A 16,731-nucleotide genomic window follows, 5' to 3' on the forward strand; every position below is an offset into this window, starting at 1 on the left:
ACGCGAATGTTCGCAATGCGGACGCGGCGGGCACCATTCCGGCAGGGTGGGGTAACCTCTACCCACGATATGCAGCAGGGCCAACGTCGTCCCCGCCTGTAGAGCAGTTTGAGACAGACGAAGACGACGGGAGGGATTCAATGCCTGCTGCCCACCTCGGGTTCCCCGAGCCCCAGGGCCTGTACCACCCCGCCAACGAGCACGATGCCTGCGGTGTCGCCATGGTCGCCGACGTCGCGGGGCGCCGTGATCATGGCATCGTGGTCAAGGCGCTGACGGCGCTGTGCAATCTCGATCACCGGGGGGCCAAGGGTAGCGAGCCGGACACCGGCGACGGAGCCGGGATCCTGACGCAGATTCCCGACGGGTTCTACCGCGCGAGCGTGCCGTTCGCGCTGCCCTCCGCCGGTGCGTACGCGACCGGCATCGCCTTCCTGCCCTTCGACGGTGAGGCCAGGAGCGTGGCCACCCGGCTGATCGAGGAGATCGCGGCCGAGGAGGGCCTGACCGTGCTCGGCTGGCGGGAGCTGCCGGTCGACCGCGACCTGCCGGGGCCCAGCGCCCGGGCCGTGATGCCGCACTTCGCCCAGCTCTTCGTCGCCGCCCCCGACGGGCGTGAGGGGCTGGAGCTCGACCGGCTCGCGTTCTGCCTGCGCAAGCGGGCCGAGCACGAGGCCGACGTCTACTTCCCGTCGCTGTCCGCCCGGACGATCGTCTACAAGGGCATGCTCACGCCCGAGCAGGTCGAGCCGTTCTTCCCCGACCTGAGCGACGAGCGTTACGAGAGCGCCATCGCGCTGGTGCACTCGCGCTTCTCCACCAACACCTTCCCGAGCTGGCCGCTGGCCCACCCCTACCGCTACATCGCGCACAACGGCGAGATCAACACGGTCAAGGGCAACCGCAACTGGATGCGGGCTCGCGAGGCGATGCTGGAGTCCGCCCACATTCCAGGCGATATTTCGCGACTTTTCCCCATCTGCGACCCGGACGGCAGCGACACCGCCAGCTTCGACGAGGCCCTCGAGCTGCTGCACATCGGCGGCCGCAGCCTCCCGCACGCCGTGCTCATGATGATCCCCGAGGCGTGGGAGAACCACACCGAGATGGACGCGGCGCGCCGGGCCTTCTACGAGTTCCACTCCTCGATGATGGAGGCGTGGGACGGCCCGGCCTCGATCACGTTCACCGACGGCACCCTGGCCGGCGCCGTGCTCGACCGCAACGGCCTGCGCCCCGGCCGCTTCTGGGTGACCGCCGACGGCCTGGTCGTGCTGGCCTCCGAGGCCGGCGTGCTCGACTTCAAGCCCGAGGACGTGGTCCGCAAGGGCCGCCTGCAGCCGGGCCGCATGTTCCTCATCGACACCGCCCGCGGCAAGATCATCGAAGACGACGAGATCAAGGCCGAGCTCGCCGCCGAGCTGCCGTACGCCGACTGGCTGCACGCCGGTCTCGTCCGCTTCGAGGAGCTGCCGGCCCGCCAGCGCGAGATCCCCACGCACGAGGCGCTCGTCAAGCGGCAGCAGACCTTCGGCTACACCGAGGAAGAGCTGCGGATCATCCTGTCGCCGATGGCGAAGAGCGGTGCCGAGCCGATCGGCTCCATGGGCACCGACACGCCCGTCGCCGTGCTGAGCGAGAAGCCCCGGCTCCTGTTCGACTACTTCACCCAGCTGTTCGCGCAGGTCACGAACCCGCCGCTGGACGCCATCCGGGAAGAGCTGGTCACCTCCCTGGCCAGCACCATCGGGCCCGAGGGCAACCTGCTGGACCCGGGGCCGAGCTCCTGCCGCCAGCTCGTGCTGCCGTACCCGGTGATCGACAACGACGAGCTCGCCAAGATCATCCACATCAACGACGAGCACGACCTGCCCGGCTTCCACCCGTACGTCATCAGCGGCCTGTACGAGGTCGCCGGCGGCGGCGAGGCGCTGCTGCGGCGGCTGCAGGAGATCAGGACCGAGGCGTCCCAGGCGATCGCGGACGGCGCGCGCATCATCGTGCTGTCCGACCGCGGCTCCTCCGACACCCTCGCCCCGATCCCGTCGCTGCTGCTGACCGGCGCGGTGCACCACCACCTGATCCAGGAGAAGACCCGCACCAAGATCGGCCTGGTCATCGAGACCGGCGAGGCCCGCGAGTGCCACCACATGGCGCTGCTGATCGGCTACGGCGCCGCCGCGATCAACCCCTACCTCGCGATCGAGACCATCGAGGACCTGGTCGACACCGGCGCGCTGCCGATCGACAAGCGCAAGGCCGTGCGCAACCTGATCAAGGCGTACGGCAAGGGCGTCATCAAGGTCATGTCCAAGATGGGCGTGTCCACGGTGGCCTCCTACACCGGCGCGCAGATCTTCGAGGCGCTCGGCCTGAGCCAGGAGGTCATCGACGCCTGCTTCACCGGCACCACCTCCCGACTGGGCGGCGTCGGCTTCGACGTGCTGGCCGAAGAGGTCAGGCAGCGTCACCAGCACGCCTACCCGCGCGTGGAGAACGCCCACCGCAAGCTCCAGGTCGGCGGCGAATACCAGTGGCGGCGCGAGGGCGAGCCGCACCTGTTCAACCCCGAGACCGTCTTCAAGCTGCAGCACGCCACCAGGACCCGCCGCTACGAGATCTTCAAGGAGTACACGAACCTCGTCGACTCCCAGGCGGAGCGGCTGATGACCCTGCGCGGCCTGTTCAAGCTGCGCAAGGGGAGCCCGATCCCGATCGAGGAGGTCGAGCCGGTCTCCGAGATCGTCAAGCGGTTCTCCACGGGCGCGATGTCGTACGGCTCCATCTCGATGGAGGCGCACGAGACGCTCGCCATCGCGATGAACCAGCTCGGCGGCAAGTCCAACACCGGCGAGGGCGGCGAGGACCCCGAGCGCCTGTACGACCCGGCCCGCCGGTCGGCGATCAAGCAGGTGGCCTCCGGCCGGTTCGGCGTCACCTCCGAATACCTGGTGAACGCGGCCGACCTGCAGATCAAGATGGCCCAGGGCGCCAAGCCCGGCGAGGGCGGCCAGCTGCCCGGCCACAAGGTCTACCCGTGGATCGCCAAGACCCGGCACTCCACGCCCGGCGTCGGCCTCATCTCGCCGCCGCCGCACCACGACATCTACTCGATCGAGGACCTGGCCCAGCTCATCCACGACCTGAAGAACTCCAACCCGGAGGCCAGGGTCCACGTGAAGCTGGTCGCCGAGGTCGGCGTCGGCACGGTCGCGGCGGGCGTGTCCAAGGCGCACGCCGACGTGGTGCTCATCTCCGGGCACGACGGCGGCACCGGCGCGTCGCCGCTGACGTCGCTCAAGCACGCGGGCGCCCCGTGGGAGCTCGGCCTGGCCGAGACCCAGCAGACGCTGCTGCTCAACGACCTGCGCGACCGCATCGTGGTCCAGGTCGACGGCCAGCTCAAGACCGGCCGCGACGTCGTCATCGCGGCGCTGCTCGGCGCCGAGGAGTACGGCTTCGCCACCGCCCCGCTGGTCGTCTCCGGCTGCGTGATGATGCGGGTCTGCCACCTCGACACCTGCCCGGTGGGCGTGGCCACGCAGAACCCCGAACTGCGCAAGCGGTTCACCGGCAAGCCCGAGTTCGTGGTCAACTTCTTCGAGTTCATCGCCGAGGAGATCCGCGAATACCTGGCCGAGCTGGGCTTCCGCTCGCTCGACGAGGCGATCGGCCACGTCGAGATGCTCGACATGACGGCGGCCGAGGACCACTGGAAGGCCAGCGGCCTCGACCTGTCGCCGGTCCTGCACCAGCCCGAGCTGCCCGCGGGCACCGCGCTGCGCCGGATCGTCGGGCAGGACCACGGGCTGGAGCACGCGCTGGACAACACGCTCATCCAGCTCGCCGAGGGCGCCATCAAGGACGGCACCCCGGTCACGCTCGAGCTGCCCATCCGCAACGTGAACCGCACGGTCGGCACCATGCTCGGCTACCAGGTCACCAAGCGCCACGGCGGCAAGGGCCTGCCGGAGAACACGATCGACATCTCGTTCACCGGCTCGGCGGGCAACTCGTTCGGCGCCTTCGTGCCGCGCGGGATCACGCTGCGGCTGACCGGCGACGCCAACGACTACCTCGGCAAGGGCCTGTCCGGCGGGCGGATCACCGTCCGGCCGCACGAGGAGGCCCCGCTCGACGGCCACATCATCTCCGGCAACGTCGCCCTGTACGGCGCCACGTCCGGCGAGGTGTTCATCCGCGGCGTCGTGGGCGAGCGGTTCTGCGTGCGCAACTCCGGCGCCACGGCGGTCGTCGAGGGCGTGGGCGACCACGGCTGCGAGTACATGACCGGCGGCAAGGCCGTCGTGCTCGGCCCGACCGGGCGCAACTTCGCGGCCGGCATGTCGGGCGGCATCGCGTACCTGCTGGACCTCAAGCCCGAGCGGGTCAACCGCGAGATGGTCGCCATCGAGGCGCTCACCGAGGAGGACACCGAGTTCCTCAAGGAAACGGTCGAGAAGCACTTCGCGGAGACCGGCTCGCCGGTCGCCAAGCAGCTGCTGGCCGACTGGGACGAGGCGCTCGGCCGGTTCGGCAAGATCATGCCGACCGACTACAAGAGGGTGATGGAGGCCGCCGAGGCCGCCCGCGCCGAAGGCAGGGACATCGACGAGGCGGTCATGGCCGCCGCGGTTCAGGGTTAAGGGAGGCGTACCGAATGGCTGACCCGAAGGGTTTTCTCACGCACGACCGGGAGCTGCCGGCGCGCCGCCCCGTGGACGTCCGCATCAGCGACTGGCGCGAGGTCTACCAGGACTTCTCGCAGGAGAAGCTGACCAAGCAGGCGGCCCGCTGCATGGACTGCGGCATCCCGTTCTGCCACAACGGCTGCCCGCTGGGCAACCTCATCCCCGAGTGGAACGACCTGGTCCACCGCACCGACTGGCGCGAGGCCATCGAGCGCCTGCACGCCACGAACAACTTCCCGGAGTTCACCGGCAGGCTCTGCCCGGCTCCGTGCGAGGCGGCGTGCGTGCTGGGCATCAACTCCGACCCGGTGGCGATCAAGCGGGTCGAGGTCGAGATCATCGACCGGGCGTTCGCCGAGGGCTGGGTGACCCCGCAGCCGCCGGCCGTCAAGACCGGCAAGAGGGTCGCGGTCGTCGGCTCCGGCCCCGCCGGGCTCGCCGCCGCCCAGCAGCTCACCAGGGCCGGGCACGACGTGGTGGTGTTCGAGCGGGCCGACCGGATCGGCGGACTGCTGCGCTACGGCATCCCCGAGTTCAAGATGGAGAAGCGGCACATCGAGCGCCGCCTGGAGCAGATGCGGGCCGAGGGCACCGAGTTCCGCACCGGCGTGAACGTCGGCGTGGACATCACCGCCGCCGAGCTGCGCGAGCAGTTCGACGCCGTGGTGCTGTCCGGCGGCGCCACCCAGTGGCGCGACCTGCCGGTGACCGGGCGCGAGCTCAAGGGCGTCCACCAGGCGATGGAATACCTGCCGCTGTCCAACAAGGTCCAGGAGGGCGACTTCCCCAAGCCGCCCATCTCGGCCGAGGGCAAGCACGTGGTGGTGATCGGCGGCGGTGACACCGGCGCCGACTGCATCGGCACGGCGATCCGGCAGGGCGCCAAGTCCGTCGCCCAGCTCGAGATCATGCCGCAGCCGCCGGCCTCGCGGCCCGGCAGCCAGCCGTGGCCGACGTTCCCCATCCTGTTCAAGATGGAGAGCGCCCACGAGGAGCTGGCCGAGGGCGGCGGAGAGCGGGTGTACGCGGTCTCCACCACCGAGTTCGTCGGCGACGACGACGGCAACGTGCGCGCGCTGCGGCTGGTCGAGGTCGAGGGGCCGCAGGCCGGGTTCAAGCCGATCCCTGGCACCGAGCGGGAGATCCCGGCCGAGCTGGTCACGCTGTCCATGGGCTTCCTCGGGCCGGAGAAGGGCGCGCTGCTGCAGGACCTGGCCGAGGTCGCCGGTGACGGCTTCTACGACGCCAGGGGCAACGTGGCCCGCGACAAGACGTACATGTCCAAGGTCGACGGCGTCTTCGTGGCCGGCGACATGGGCCGCGGGCAGTCGCTCATCGTGTGGGCCATCGCCGAGGGGCGGGCCGCCGCCTCCGGGGTGGACCGGTTCCTGACCGGCGACACGGCGCTGCCGTACCCGATCCTGCCGACGGCCCGGCCGCTGGTCTGAGCCGTCCCCGCCGGGGCCGTCCCGTACGGCCCCGGCAACGGCGTGCGCCGGCTCGGCAGGCGCCGGCTCGGCAGGCGCCGGCTCGGCAGGCGCGGGCGATGGCGTCCCGGACGCGCAGCCGGGCCCGCTCGTCCTCGATCAGCCGAAGCGGACCCCCACCATGGGTACGCTTCGCCCACCATCGACCGAAATTTCACCACTAAGTTGCATCACTGGTTGACTGTCGGGAAGATTCAGGTTCTGCGGCGAGTCGGTGAGATGGGGGAACAATGCGGCGGGTCGCCTCTGGCTTGACGGCGCTGGCCGCCCTGCTCGCGGCCGGTGCCTGCTCGCCCGCCGCGCCCCGCGAGCCCACCGCCCCGCAGGCCGAATACCTCGTCTTCTACGCCGGCGGGAAGCAGCGCGCGGCCGAGGCCGCCGTCGAGCGCGCCGGCGGCACCACGGTCTCGGTGGACACCCGGCTCGGGTACCTCATGGCCAGCGGCGACGGCGACGGGTTCGAGGAGGCCGTGGGCGAGGACAGGGCCGTCGTCGGCGTCTCGCCGGACCGCCGCATCGGCTTCGCCACCGCCCGCCGTACCGCCGGAGCCTTCCCCGACGCGGACTCGTTCACCAAGAGCAGGGGCGAGCCGCTCGCCGGCCGCCAGTGGGACATGCGGATGATCGGCGCCGACCGCGCCAACGCGAAGGCCCCCGGCACCAAGCAGGTCCTCGTCGGCGTCATCGACACCGGCGTCGACGGCAAGCACCCCGACCTCGCCGCCAACTTCAACCGCGAGCTCAGCCGCAACTTCGTCACCGACAAGCCCAAGGACGAGTACGGCGAGACGCTCGACGGCCCCTGCGAGGCCGCAAACTGCAAGGACGCCGTGGACGTGGACGACGACGGCCACGGCACCCACGTGGCCAGCACCATCGCCTCACCCGTGAACGGCAAGGGCATCGCCGGGGTCGCGCCCGCCGTCCAGATCGTGAACCTCCGGGCCGGCCAGGACTCCGGGTTCTTCTTCCTCAAGCCCAGCCTCGACGCCCTCACCTACGCCGGCGACATCGGCGTGGACGTCGTGAACATGAGCTACTTCGTCGACCCCTGGCTGTTCAACTGCGCCTCCAACCAGTCCGACACCAAGAAGCAGCAGCTCGAGCAGCGCGCCATCATCACCGGCATGCAGCGCGCCCTCGACTACGCCCGCCAGAAGGGCGTCACGCTCGTCTCCGCCCTCGGCAACGGCTCGACCGACCTCGGCCGCCCGCAGGTCGACAAGCAGAGCCCCGGCTACCCCAAGGGCGACGAGAAGGAGCGCCGGATCGACAACTCCTGCATCAACGTGCCCGCCGAGTCCGGCGGCGTCATCTCCGTCTCCGCCCTCGGCCCCTCCGGCCGCAAGGCCATCTACAGCGACTACGGCGTGGAGCAGACCGACGTCTCGGCGCCCGGCGGCGACGTGCTCGACGGGCAGGGCACCAAGGCCACCAGGTCCATCCTGGCCGCCGCCCCCGAGCACGTGCTGCGCGCCGCGGGGCGCATCGACGCCTCCGGCGAGCCCAAGGGCGCGGACGTCGTCAAGGACTGCACCGGCGGCAGCTGCGCCTACTACCAGTACCTCGAAGGCACCTCCATGGCCTCGCCGCACGCCGCCGGCGTCGCCGCGATCCTCGTCAGCCGCTTCGGCAAGCCCGGCAAGGGCGGGCTCGACCTCGCCCCCGCCACCGTGGAGGAACTGCTCTACAAGACCGCCGCGCAGAAGGCGTGCCCCTCGCCCCGCCAGTACGTCTACAAGGCGTTCGGCCAGACCGAGACGCACGACTGCGAGGGCGGGACCGCCGACAACGGCTTCTACGGCCACGGCATCGTGGACGCCTGGAAGGCGGCCACCGTCGAGCCTTGAGAGCTTCTGAGGTACGGACCCGAGATCCGGGAGGCGGGGGCCACCGGGCGGTGAGGTGTGGACGCCGGGGCCGCGGCTCCCTACCGTCAAGTCATGATGTATCGCCTTCTCGCGGACGCCGCGATGGTGGTGCACTTCACCTTTCTCGTCTACATGGCCGTGGGCGGGTTCGTCGCATGGCGCTGGCGGCGTACTATCTGGGCGCACCTCGCAGTCGCCGCATGGGGGGTGCTCTCGATCCTGACCGGCGTCGAATGCCCGCTGACCCTCGTCGAGGACTGGGCGCGCCGCCACGCCGGACAGGAGGCACTGCCCGCAAGCGGCTTCATCGACCACTACATCGAAGGCGTGATCTACCCGGAGCAGTACACGAACTTGGCGAGACTGGGGGTCGCCGTTCTCGTTCTGTTCTCCTACGCCGGGTACGTTCTCCGTCGTCAATGACTGCCAAGTGGTCTGTACCAATTAAGGTAGGACTCGTGACTCGTCGTGCGAAAATCGTCTGCACCCTAGGCCCCGCCACTTCCTCCAAAGAACGCCTCCGCGAGCTGATCGCCGCAGGCATGGACGTGGCACGGTTCAACCTCAGCCATGGCAATCATGACATGCACAGAGAGGTCTACGACCGGGTCAAGGAGGTGGCGGCCGACCTCGGCCGCGGCGTAGGCGTGCTCGCCGACCTGCAAGGTCCCAAGATCCGGGTCGGCACCTTCGAAGAAGGCCCCGTCCGGCTGGGCTTCGGTGACGTCTTCGCCATCACCACCGAAGACGTGCCGGGCGACCGCGAGCAGGTCTCCACCACCTACAAGGGCCTGCCCAACGACGTCCGCCCCGGTGACACGATCCTGGTCGACGACGGCCGCCTCGTGCTGGAGGCCACCCGCGTCGAGGGTGACCGCGTCATCACCCGCGTCGTCATCGGCGGCATGATCTCCGACAACAAGGGCCTCAACCTGCCGGGCATCAACGTCAGCGCCCCGGCGCTCACCGACAAGGACGAGGCCGACCTGCGCTGGGCGCTGCGCACCGGCTTCGACATGATCGCCCTGTCGTTCGTCCGCCGCCCGTCCGACGCCGACGTGGTGCGCAACATCATGGAGCAGGAGGCCGTACGCCTCCCGCTGCTCGCCAAGATCGAGAAGCCGCAGGCCGTCGACCGCCTGCCCGACATCGTCGAGGCCTTCGACGGCATCATGGTGGCCCGCGGCGACCTCGGCGTCGAGCTGCCGCTGGAGCAGGTCCCGATCGTGCAGCGGCGCATCATCGAGCTGTGCCGCGAGAAGGCCCGCCCGGTCATCGTCGCCACCCAGATGCTCGACTCGATGATGAACTCCCCGCGCCCCACCCGCGCCGAGGCCTCCGACGTGGCCTACGCGGTCATGGACGGCGCCGACGCCGTCATGCTCTCCGGCGAGACCTCGGTCGGCAACTACCCGATCGAGGCCGTCTCCACGATGGACCGCATCGCCTGCGCCGCGGAGAAGGCCTCCCTGCACGCCACGCACACCCTGGAGCGCATGCCGGAGACCACCGGCGGCGCCATCGCCCGCGCCGCGGCCGAGGTCGGGGCCATCGTGGGGGCCAAGGCGCTGGTGGCGTTCACCATGTCGGGTGAGACGGCGCGGCGGCTCGCCCGCTACCGCTCGCCGATCCCGCTGCTGGCCTTCACCTCCGCGCCCCACGTGCGCGGGCAGCTCTCGCTGACGTGGGGGGTGGAGACGTTCCACGTGCCGTTCGTGCACCACACGGACGACATGGTGCGGCAGGTGGAGGCGTCGCTGCTGTCGCTGGGGAGGCTGGAGAAGGGTGACAAGGTGGTCATCGTGGCCGGCTCCCCTCCCGGCACCCCCGGCTCCACCAACGCCCTGCGCGTCCACACCATCGGCTCCGCCGTCAGCCACGCGCACTGACCTTCTCCACCGCCGAGGCCGCTGACCCAGGTCAGCGGCCTTTCCGTTTACGCTCCGCCGTGGCCTGCCACCCGCCGCACTTCGGCTGCTGGCCCTCCAGGAAACGGCCGCTGACCCTTCACCGGCTCAGCGCCGTTACGGAGCGCGCTGTGGGCCCCCGACGTGGTGCAAGGGAGCCCTGACGCCATCCAAGGGCCGCCGGGCCACCCGCACCGACCCGGGTCAGTCGTTGGCGTGCAGGGCGGCGTTGAGTTCGATGCCGCCGCCCTTGCGCGGCACCGCCTCCACCGCGCCCGACTGCGAGTTGCGCCGCAGCAGGATGCCGTCCGACCCCGACAGCTCGGCCGCCTTGACCACCGTGCCGTCCGGCAGGGCGACCTTGGTGCCCGCCGTCACGTACAGACCGGCCTCCACCACGCAGTCGTCGCCCAGCGAGATGCCCAGGCCCGAGTTCGCGCCCAGCAGGCAGCGCTCGCCCACCGAGATGACCTGCTTGCCGCCGCCCGACAGCGTCCCCATGATGGAGGCGCCACCTCCGACGTCGGAGCCGTCGCCGACGACCACACCGGCCGAGATGCGGCCCTCGACCATGGACGCGCCGAGCGTGCCCGCGTTGAAGTTCACGAACCCCTCGTGCATGACCGTGGTGCCGCCGGCCAGGTGCGCCCCCAGCCGTACGCGGTCGGCGTCGGCGATCCGCACCCCCGAGGGCAGCACGTAGTCGACCATGCGCGGGAACTTGTCCACCCCGTACACCGTCACCGGCCCCTTCGCCCGCAGCCGCAGCCGCGTACGCTCGAAGTCCGGCACCGGGCACGGCCCGAAGTTGGTCCACACCACGTTGGCCAGCAGGCCGAAGATCCCGTCCAGGTTGACCCCGTTCGGCCGGACCAGGCGGGCGGAGATCAGGTGCAGGCGCAGATAGACGTCATGCGTGTCGGCCGGCGGCTCGGAGAGCTTGGCGATGCCGGTGCGCACCGCCACCACGTCCACGCCCCGCGCCGGATCGGGGCCGATCAGCCCGGCCAGCTCGCCGGCCTCCTCGGCGGACAGCCGCCGCGTGCCCGACTCGGGCGCGTCGCCCAGCTCGGGGGCGGGGAACCAGGTGTCGAGTACGGTGCCGTCGGCGGCGATGGTCGCGAGGCCGGTGCCGACGGCGCCGGTCGAAGTGGGATCGATAGCAGTCACGGGCCAAAACTACCGTTTCGCAGATCAGCCGAGGGCGCCCAGGTCGGCCGAGAGCCAGCGTTCCGGCCGCATCCTGAAGGTCACGAGCACGTTCAGATCCGAGCCCTGGACGTACCCCGACACGGCGTCGGGCGGCAGGTAGCGGGCCGAGATCCGGGTCAGGTCCTCCATCGTCGTCGGCCCGGAGTGCACGAGCGGCCCCTCCACCGAGACGTACCGGTAGGTCGGGCTGACCCGCTGCACCATCATCGAGAACCGGCCCGCCTTCGAGATCAACCTGGCCTTCAGCGAGTCGCCGTCCGTCAGGAACCGGATCTCGCCGCCGGGACTGTAGTCGTACCAGACGGGCACCGTCAGCGGCGCCCGCCCGTCACCCGCCTCCACGGCCAGGCTCGCGATGTGCGGCTCCGCCAGGAACGCCTCCCGCACCGCCATGCTCAACGGCATCCCGCCCCACCCCCCGTATTCATCGATCTTGAACCGGCTATTCCCGGTGGGAGCGATCCCGAAAAGTCCCCCCGCCATCCATCCCCCGACCCCACGACCGCGGTGGCGGCCAGGCGGACGCCATTCCTGAGCGCAGGCCAGCGGCGGCCCGGGCCACCTCCGTCACCCCGGCGCGTGCGTGAGGCGCCCGGCCACCTCCGTCACCCCCGCGCGTGCGTGAGGCGCCCGGCCACCTCCGTCGCTGTGCGCACGAACGCGGCCAGCGCGCGCGACCGCGTCTCCTCCGCCCACGCCAGCACCACCGTCGTCGGCTCCGCGTCCAGGACCGGAACGCACGCCAGATCGCGCCGTATCTGCCCCCTGACCGACTCCGGCGCCACCACGATCATCCGCCCCAGGGCCACGAGCTGCATCAACATCGCCGGATCGGTGACCTCCGGATGCCGCCCCGGCCAGCGGGGCGTCGGGTCGGCGTCGAGGTCGGCCAGGCACACGGAGGCCCGCCCCGCCAGCGGGTGCCCCATGGGCATGACGGCCACGGTGCCCTCCACCCGCAGCGGCTCGCTGTCGAACCCCGTCAGGTCCTCGTACGGAACGTGCAGGAACGCCACGTCCGCCGTGCCGTCACGGACCAGCTGGGCCCGCTGCGCCACCCCGCACAGCGCCAGCTCCACGTCCACCGCGTCGGGACGGGAACCGTAGGCGGTCAGGATGTCCGGCAGCAGCCCCCCGTCGCCGCCCGGCTTGAGCGCCACCACCAGCCGGGGCGAGTCCAGCCCGGCCCGCCGCGTACGCGCCGTCGCGGCGGCCACCGCGTCGAGCACCTTCACCGCCTCCCGGGCCAGCACCTCACCCGCCGGCGTCAGCGACACCCCACGGCTGGACCGCTCGAACAACCGCACGCCCAGCCGCCGCTCCAGCTGCTGGATCGCCCGGGACAGCGGCGGCTGCGCCATGCCCAGCCGCGCGGCCGCCCGCCCGAAGTGCAGCTCCTCCGCGACGGCGGCGAAATAGGCCAGCTCGCGCGTCTCCATACCTCCAGGGTATTGCCCATGACCCACCCGGTGTTGGCCCGCGGCCCGGCCGCGATGATGTGCTTCCTGACATGACCGAGAACACCACCACCGCCCTGGTGACCGGGGCGAACAAGGGCATCGGGTACGAGGTGGCCGCCGGGCTCGCGGCCCGGGGCATGACCGTCCTGCTCGGCTCCCGCGACCGCGCCCGCGGCGAGGAGGCCGCCGACCGCCTGCGCGCGACCGGGGCCGACGTGCGCCCGATCGTCCTCGACGTCACCGACCCCGACACCGTCCAGGCCGCCGCCGGCTCCCTCACCCGCCTCGACGTGCTCGTCAACAACGCCGGCATCTCCGGCCCCATAGGCCCGCAGCCCAGCGCCACGGACGCGCGCACGATGCGCGCGGTCCTCGAGACGAACGTCATCGGCGTCCTCACCGTCACCAACGCCATGCTCCCCCTCCTCAGACGCTCACCCGCGGCCCGCATCGTGAACGTCTCCAGCGGCGTCGGCTCCCTGACCCACCACACCGACCCCGCCCACTACATCTCCGGCCTGCCCGCCTCCGCGACCTACCCGCCGTCGAAGACCGCGCTCAACTCCCTGACCGTCCAGTACGCCAAGGAGCTCCACAAGGACGGCATCCTCGTCAACGCCGCCGCCCCCGGCGCCTGCGCCACCGACTTCACCAAGGACCTCCCCTTCCGCATCACCCGCACGGCGGCGGATGGGGCCGCGATCATCATCGAACTGGCCACCCTCGGCCCGGACGGCCCGACGGGCGGCTTCTTCGACGACGCCGGAACGGTGCCCTGGTAGCTCCCGGGCGATTGCGGGGGTCAGTATTTGGGCCCGACGTGGCGGTCGAGCAACGCGACGGCCTCCCGCCTGGCGACGGACAGCTCGTTGCGCTTGTTGAACCGCCAGGCGACACCGAGCAGATCGAGTGCTTCGCCGCAGATAGCGAGAATGTCCGAGGATTCGTTCTTGAACAGGTAACGGGGATATTCGTACCAGCGGATTCCGCCGGCGAGGTCGTGCCGGACACGGTTGAGCCCCCGGTAGCCGTCGGAGTGCATGAGCCCTCTCACCAACGGCCCGGGATGTGCCGTGACGATCTCCTGTTGCCAGTCATGGAGCACGATCGCGCGGTTGTGCTTCTTGCCGGGCCCGTGCTGGGGGAAGAGGTGCGGCCAGTGCTTGGAGTAGGAGTTGACATCCTTGCAGCCCCGCTTCTGGATGACGCGGACCTTGTTGGTCGGCCGGACGGCCCGAAGGGCTTCGACACATTCCTGGACGAGGCCCGGCCACCTGTCGGCGCAGGCGATGCGCAGCGCCCAGACCTGCTTGGCCTGGTCGCCGACCCAGCAGATGCAGCCGTCGCCGAGATAGAGGCCCAGGAGGTAGGCGTAGGCGTCAGGCGGCTCGGGAGCGTGGGGGGCCTCGGTGCAGCGGGGGCAGGTGCCGGTCATCGGTGAACGACCAGGCCTGTCCCGCCACGCGCGGACAGTCGACCGGTGCACCCCGGTCTGGCGGCTTGCCTCGCTGAGACTCAGCCCCGAAGCCAGCAGTCTGAGCGCCCGGTCACGTACGGCGAGATCGTGCATGCGGAGAGTGTGGCACCGGGCTACGACAAAACCGCCCAGCCGCAGGCCGGGCGGTTGTCGGTGCCCCGGGTGGGACTCGAACCCACACTGTACGGGTTTTGAATCCGCTCCCTCATGCCAATTGGGGTACCGGGGCCGGAATCCGGAAAATCCCGAATTCACCCGTATCACGCAGCCAGAAGCTTAGCTCAACCTGGGGCCACGCAGATCCGGCGTGGATCTAATCTACCGGACGTCTGTACTCTTCTGCTCGTGAGTACGCAGCGGCGAGTAGTGATCGCGGAAGACGAGGCCCTGATCCGCCTCGACCTCAAGGAGATGCTCCAGGAGGACGGCTACGTCGTCGTGGGCGAGGCCGGTGACGGTGAGCAGGCGATCCGGCTGGCCGCCGAGCTGAGGCCCGATCTCGTCATCCTGGACGTGAAGATGCCCGTGCTCGACGGCATCTCGGCGGCCGAGCGGATCGTGTCCGAGCGGATCGCCCCCTGCCTCATTCTGACCGCCTTCTCCCAGCGGGATCTGGTGGAGCGGGCGAGGGACGCGGGGGCGATGGCCTACCTGGTCAAGCCGTTCACGAAGGCGGATCTGGTGCCGGCGATCGAGATGGCGGTCAGCCGGCACGAGGAGATGGTGGCGCTGGCGGCCGAGGTGTCGAGCCTGTCGGAGCGGCTGGAGACCAGGAAGCTGGTGGAGCGGGCCAAGGGGCAGTTGATGGCGCAGCACGGCTGGAGCGAGCCGCAGGCGTTCCGGTGGATCCAGAAGGCGTCGATGGATCGGCGGCTGAGCATGCGTGAGGTTGCTCAGATCGTTATAGATGACACGGCCGAGCGATCCTGAAAAAGCCCTATATCAGGTGATTTGACCCGTTGGGTTGTGGTGCGGTCACGACTGGGCATCCAACCGGCTTCGGGTGCTTTCGCGGGGCGGCGTCCCGGCGCGTAACTGATGGGCGGACGGAAGGTCCGCTCGTTACGAACGGAGACGCTTTCGATGATCCGCAATTCGCGCGCCCCGCTCGCCGCCCCGGCACTGGTCGCCGCGGTGTGCCTGGCGCTGGCCGCCTGCTCCTCCGGTGGCGGCACGACCGCGGGGCCCGAGGCCACGGGCTCGGCGTCCGTGGCGCCCTCCTCGGCCGCTCCCAAGGGGGACGGCACGCTGGCCATCGGTACGGTGCTGCCGCAGACGGGCTCGCTCGCGTACCTGGGCCCGCCCATGTTCGGGGGCGTCAACCTGGCGCTCAAGGAGATCAACGAGGCCGGCGGGGTGCTGGGCAAGCCGGTTACGAAGGTCGACACCGACTCGGGTGACACGACCACGAACATCGCCTCGCAGTCGGTGGACAAGCTGCTGGCGCAGAAGATGGACGCCATCGTGGGGGCGGCCTCGTCGTCGGTGTCGGAGTCGGTGATCGACAAGATCACGGGGGCGGGGGTCGTGCAGTTCTCGCCGGCCAACACCTCCGACAAGTTCACCACGATCAACGATCGGGGGCTCTACTTCCGCACCGCGCCGCCGGACAAGCTGCAGGGGCGGGTCCTGGGTGACCTGGTGGTCTCCGATGGCAACGACACCATCGGGATCCTGGCCATGCAGGACTCCTACGGTTCCGGCCTGGCGGACCAGGTGAGCGAGACAGCGGAGGCGGGCGGCGCGACGGTCGTGCAGCGGGTGGATTATGACCCGAAGGCGGCCGACTTCTCGGCCGACGTCGCCAAGATCAAGTCCGCGAACCCGAAGGGGATCGTGCTGATCGGGTTCGAGGAGACGGCGAAGGTCGTGCAGGAGCTGGTCAAGCAGGGCCTGACGAGCGACAAGCACAAGTGGTACATGGTGGACGGCAACATGTCGAACACCAACTTCGCCAGGGCGCCGAAGGGCACGCTGGAGGGCGTCAAGGGCACGCTGCCGGGGGCGGCGGCGCCGGAGGCGTTCCAGAAGCGGCTGCTGACGGTCGACCCGGAGCTGGCCGAGTACACCTACGCGGCGGAGTCGTACGACGCCGTGACGCTCATCGCGCTGGCGGCGGAGTCGGCCAAGGACGACTCGGGCGCCTCGATCGCCGGGAAGCTGGCCGAGGTGAGCAAGGGCGGCGAGAAGTGCACCCGCTACAAGGAGTGCGTCGACCTGCTGAAGGCCGGCGAGGACATCGACTACGAGGGTGTCAGCGGCCCGGTGGACTTCAACGACGTGGGTGACCCGTCGGTCGCGACGATCGGTGTCTATCAGTACGGCGCCGACAACCGGTTCAACGCCGCCAAGGCGATCGAATATCGCAAGGGCAACATCGCCGGCTGAGCCGCCGAGCCACCAAGCCGCCGAGCCACTGAGCAGCCGAGCCCGCTGAACCGGCGCAACCCGGCGGACCATCTCGTTCATGCCCTGATCCGGAAATTTCGGATCAGGGCATCTCATATCAGGGGGTGTCCGTAACTCTCATGAAACATGCCATTACTATGGGTGTTTGGGACATTACGAATCAGCATAAAAGCCGCGTAAGAACTCCCCCCGACGTCGCCGGACAGGCATGCTGAGC

General features: G+C 70.2%; 12 protein-coding genes and 1 tRNA gene. 8 read left to right on the forward strand and 5 right to left on the reverse strand.

What is annotated here, in order from left to right:
- Positions 1-140: 140 nt before the first annotated feature.
- From gltB to pyk, 5 genes are all read left to right on the forward strand, one after another.
- Positions 141-4,646, forward strand: coding sequence for a glutamate synthase large subunit (gene gltB, locus ACBJ59_RS06965; protein WP_375109317.1), 4,506 nt, complete (start codon positions 141-143; stop codon positions 4,644-4,646).
- A gap of 14 nt (positions 4,647-4,660) precedes the next feature.
- Positions 4,661-6,139 (forward strand): glutamate synthase subunit beta, encoded by a 1,479-nt coding sequence (locus ACBJ59_RS06970; protein WP_375109318.1) that lies wholly within the window; start codon positions 4,661-4,663, stop codon positions 6,137-6,139.
- A 269-nt stretch (positions 6,140-6,408) separates the two neighbouring features.
- Complete coding sequence (locus tag ACBJ59_RS06975) at positions 6,409-8,028, forward strand: S8 family serine peptidase (protein ID WP_375109319.1); 1,620 nt, start codon at positions 6,409-6,411, stop codon at positions 8,026-8,028.
- Between the two features lie 93 nt (positions 8,029-8,121).
- Entirely contained in the window at positions 8,122-8,472 is a 351-nt protein-coding gene (locus ACBJ59_RS06980) for a DUF2784 domain-containing protein (RefSeq protein ID WP_364118547.1), read from the forward strand.
- Positions 8,473-8,507: 35 nt separating this feature from the next.
- Positions 8,508-9,938 (forward strand): pyruvate kinase, encoded by a 1,431-nt coding sequence (gene pyk, locus ACBJ59_RS06985; protein ID WP_364118548.1) that lies wholly within the window; start codon positions 8,508-8,510, stop codon positions 9,936-9,938.
- Between the two features lie 222 nt (positions 9,939-10,160).
- On the opposite strand, the gene dapD is transcribed toward pyk, so the two are convergent.
- From dapD to ACBJ59_RS07000, 3 genes are all read right to left on the reverse strand, one after another.
- Positions 10,161-11,126, reverse strand: coding sequence for a 2,3,4,5-tetrahydropyridine-2,6-dicarboxylate N-succinyltransferase (gene dapD, locus ACBJ59_RS06990; RefSeq protein WP_375109320.1), 966 nt, complete (start codon positions 11,124-11,126; stop codon positions 10,161-10,163).
- A gap of 24 nt (positions 11,127-11,150) precedes the next feature.
- The gene (locus ACBJ59_RS06995) at positions 11,151-11,573 is read right to left on the reverse strand and encodes a pyridoxamine 5'-phosphate oxidase family protein (RefSeq protein ID WP_375109321.1); all 423 of its coding nucleotides are present in this window, start codon (positions 11,571-11,573) and stop codon (positions 11,151-11,153) included.
- Between the two features lie 200 nt (positions 11,574-11,773).
- Complete coding sequence (locus tag ACBJ59_RS07000; RefSeq protein ID WP_375109322.1) at positions 11,774-12,607, reverse strand: LysR family transcriptional regulator; 834 nt, start codon at positions 12,605-12,607, stop codon at positions 11,774-11,776.
- Between the two features lie 71 nt (positions 12,608-12,678).
- Here ACBJ59_RS07000 and ACBJ59_RS07005 point away from each other — a divergent pair, with 71 nt between their 5' ends.
- Complete coding sequence (locus tag ACBJ59_RS07005; protein WP_375109323.1) at positions 12,679-13,410, forward strand: SDR family oxidoreductase; 732 nt, start codon at positions 12,679-12,681, stop codon at positions 13,408-13,410.
- Positions 13,411-13,430: 20 nt separating this feature from the next.
- On the opposite strand, the gene ACBJ59_RS07010 is transcribed toward ACBJ59_RS07005, so the two are convergent.
- Both ACBJ59_RS07010 and ACBJ59_RS07015 read right to left on the reverse strand, forming a co-directional pair.
- A complete protein-coding gene (locus ACBJ59_RS07010) occupies positions 13,431-14,198 on the reverse strand; it encodes a helix-turn-helix domain-containing protein (RefSeq protein ID WP_375109324.1) in 768 nt (255 codons plus the stop codon).
- A gap of 61 nt (positions 14,199-14,259) precedes the next feature.
- A tRNA-Leu gene (locus ACBJ59_RS07015) sits at positions 14,260-14,334 on the reverse strand.
- Between the two features lie 116 nt (positions 14,335-14,450).
- Here ACBJ59_RS07015 and ACBJ59_RS07020 point away from each other — a divergent pair.
- A complete protein-coding gene (locus tag ACBJ59_RS07020; RefSeq protein WP_364118559.1) occupies positions 14,451-15,035 on the forward strand; it encodes a response regulator in 585 nt (194 codons plus the stop codon).
- 153 nt (positions 15,036-15,188) lie between these two features.
- Positions 15,189-16,493, forward strand: a complete 1,305-nt coding sequence (locus ACBJ59_RS07025; RefSeq protein WP_375109325.1) for an ABC transporter substrate-binding protein — start codon at positions 15,189-15,191, stop codon at positions 16,491-16,493.
- Positions 16,494-16,731: the final 238 nt, after the last annotated feature.

Origin of the sequence: Nonomuraea sp. MTCD27 (assembly GCF_041950495.1) — a bacterium.
Lineage (GTDB): Bacteria > Actinomycetota > Actinomycetes > Streptosporangiales > Streptosporangiaceae > Nonomuraea.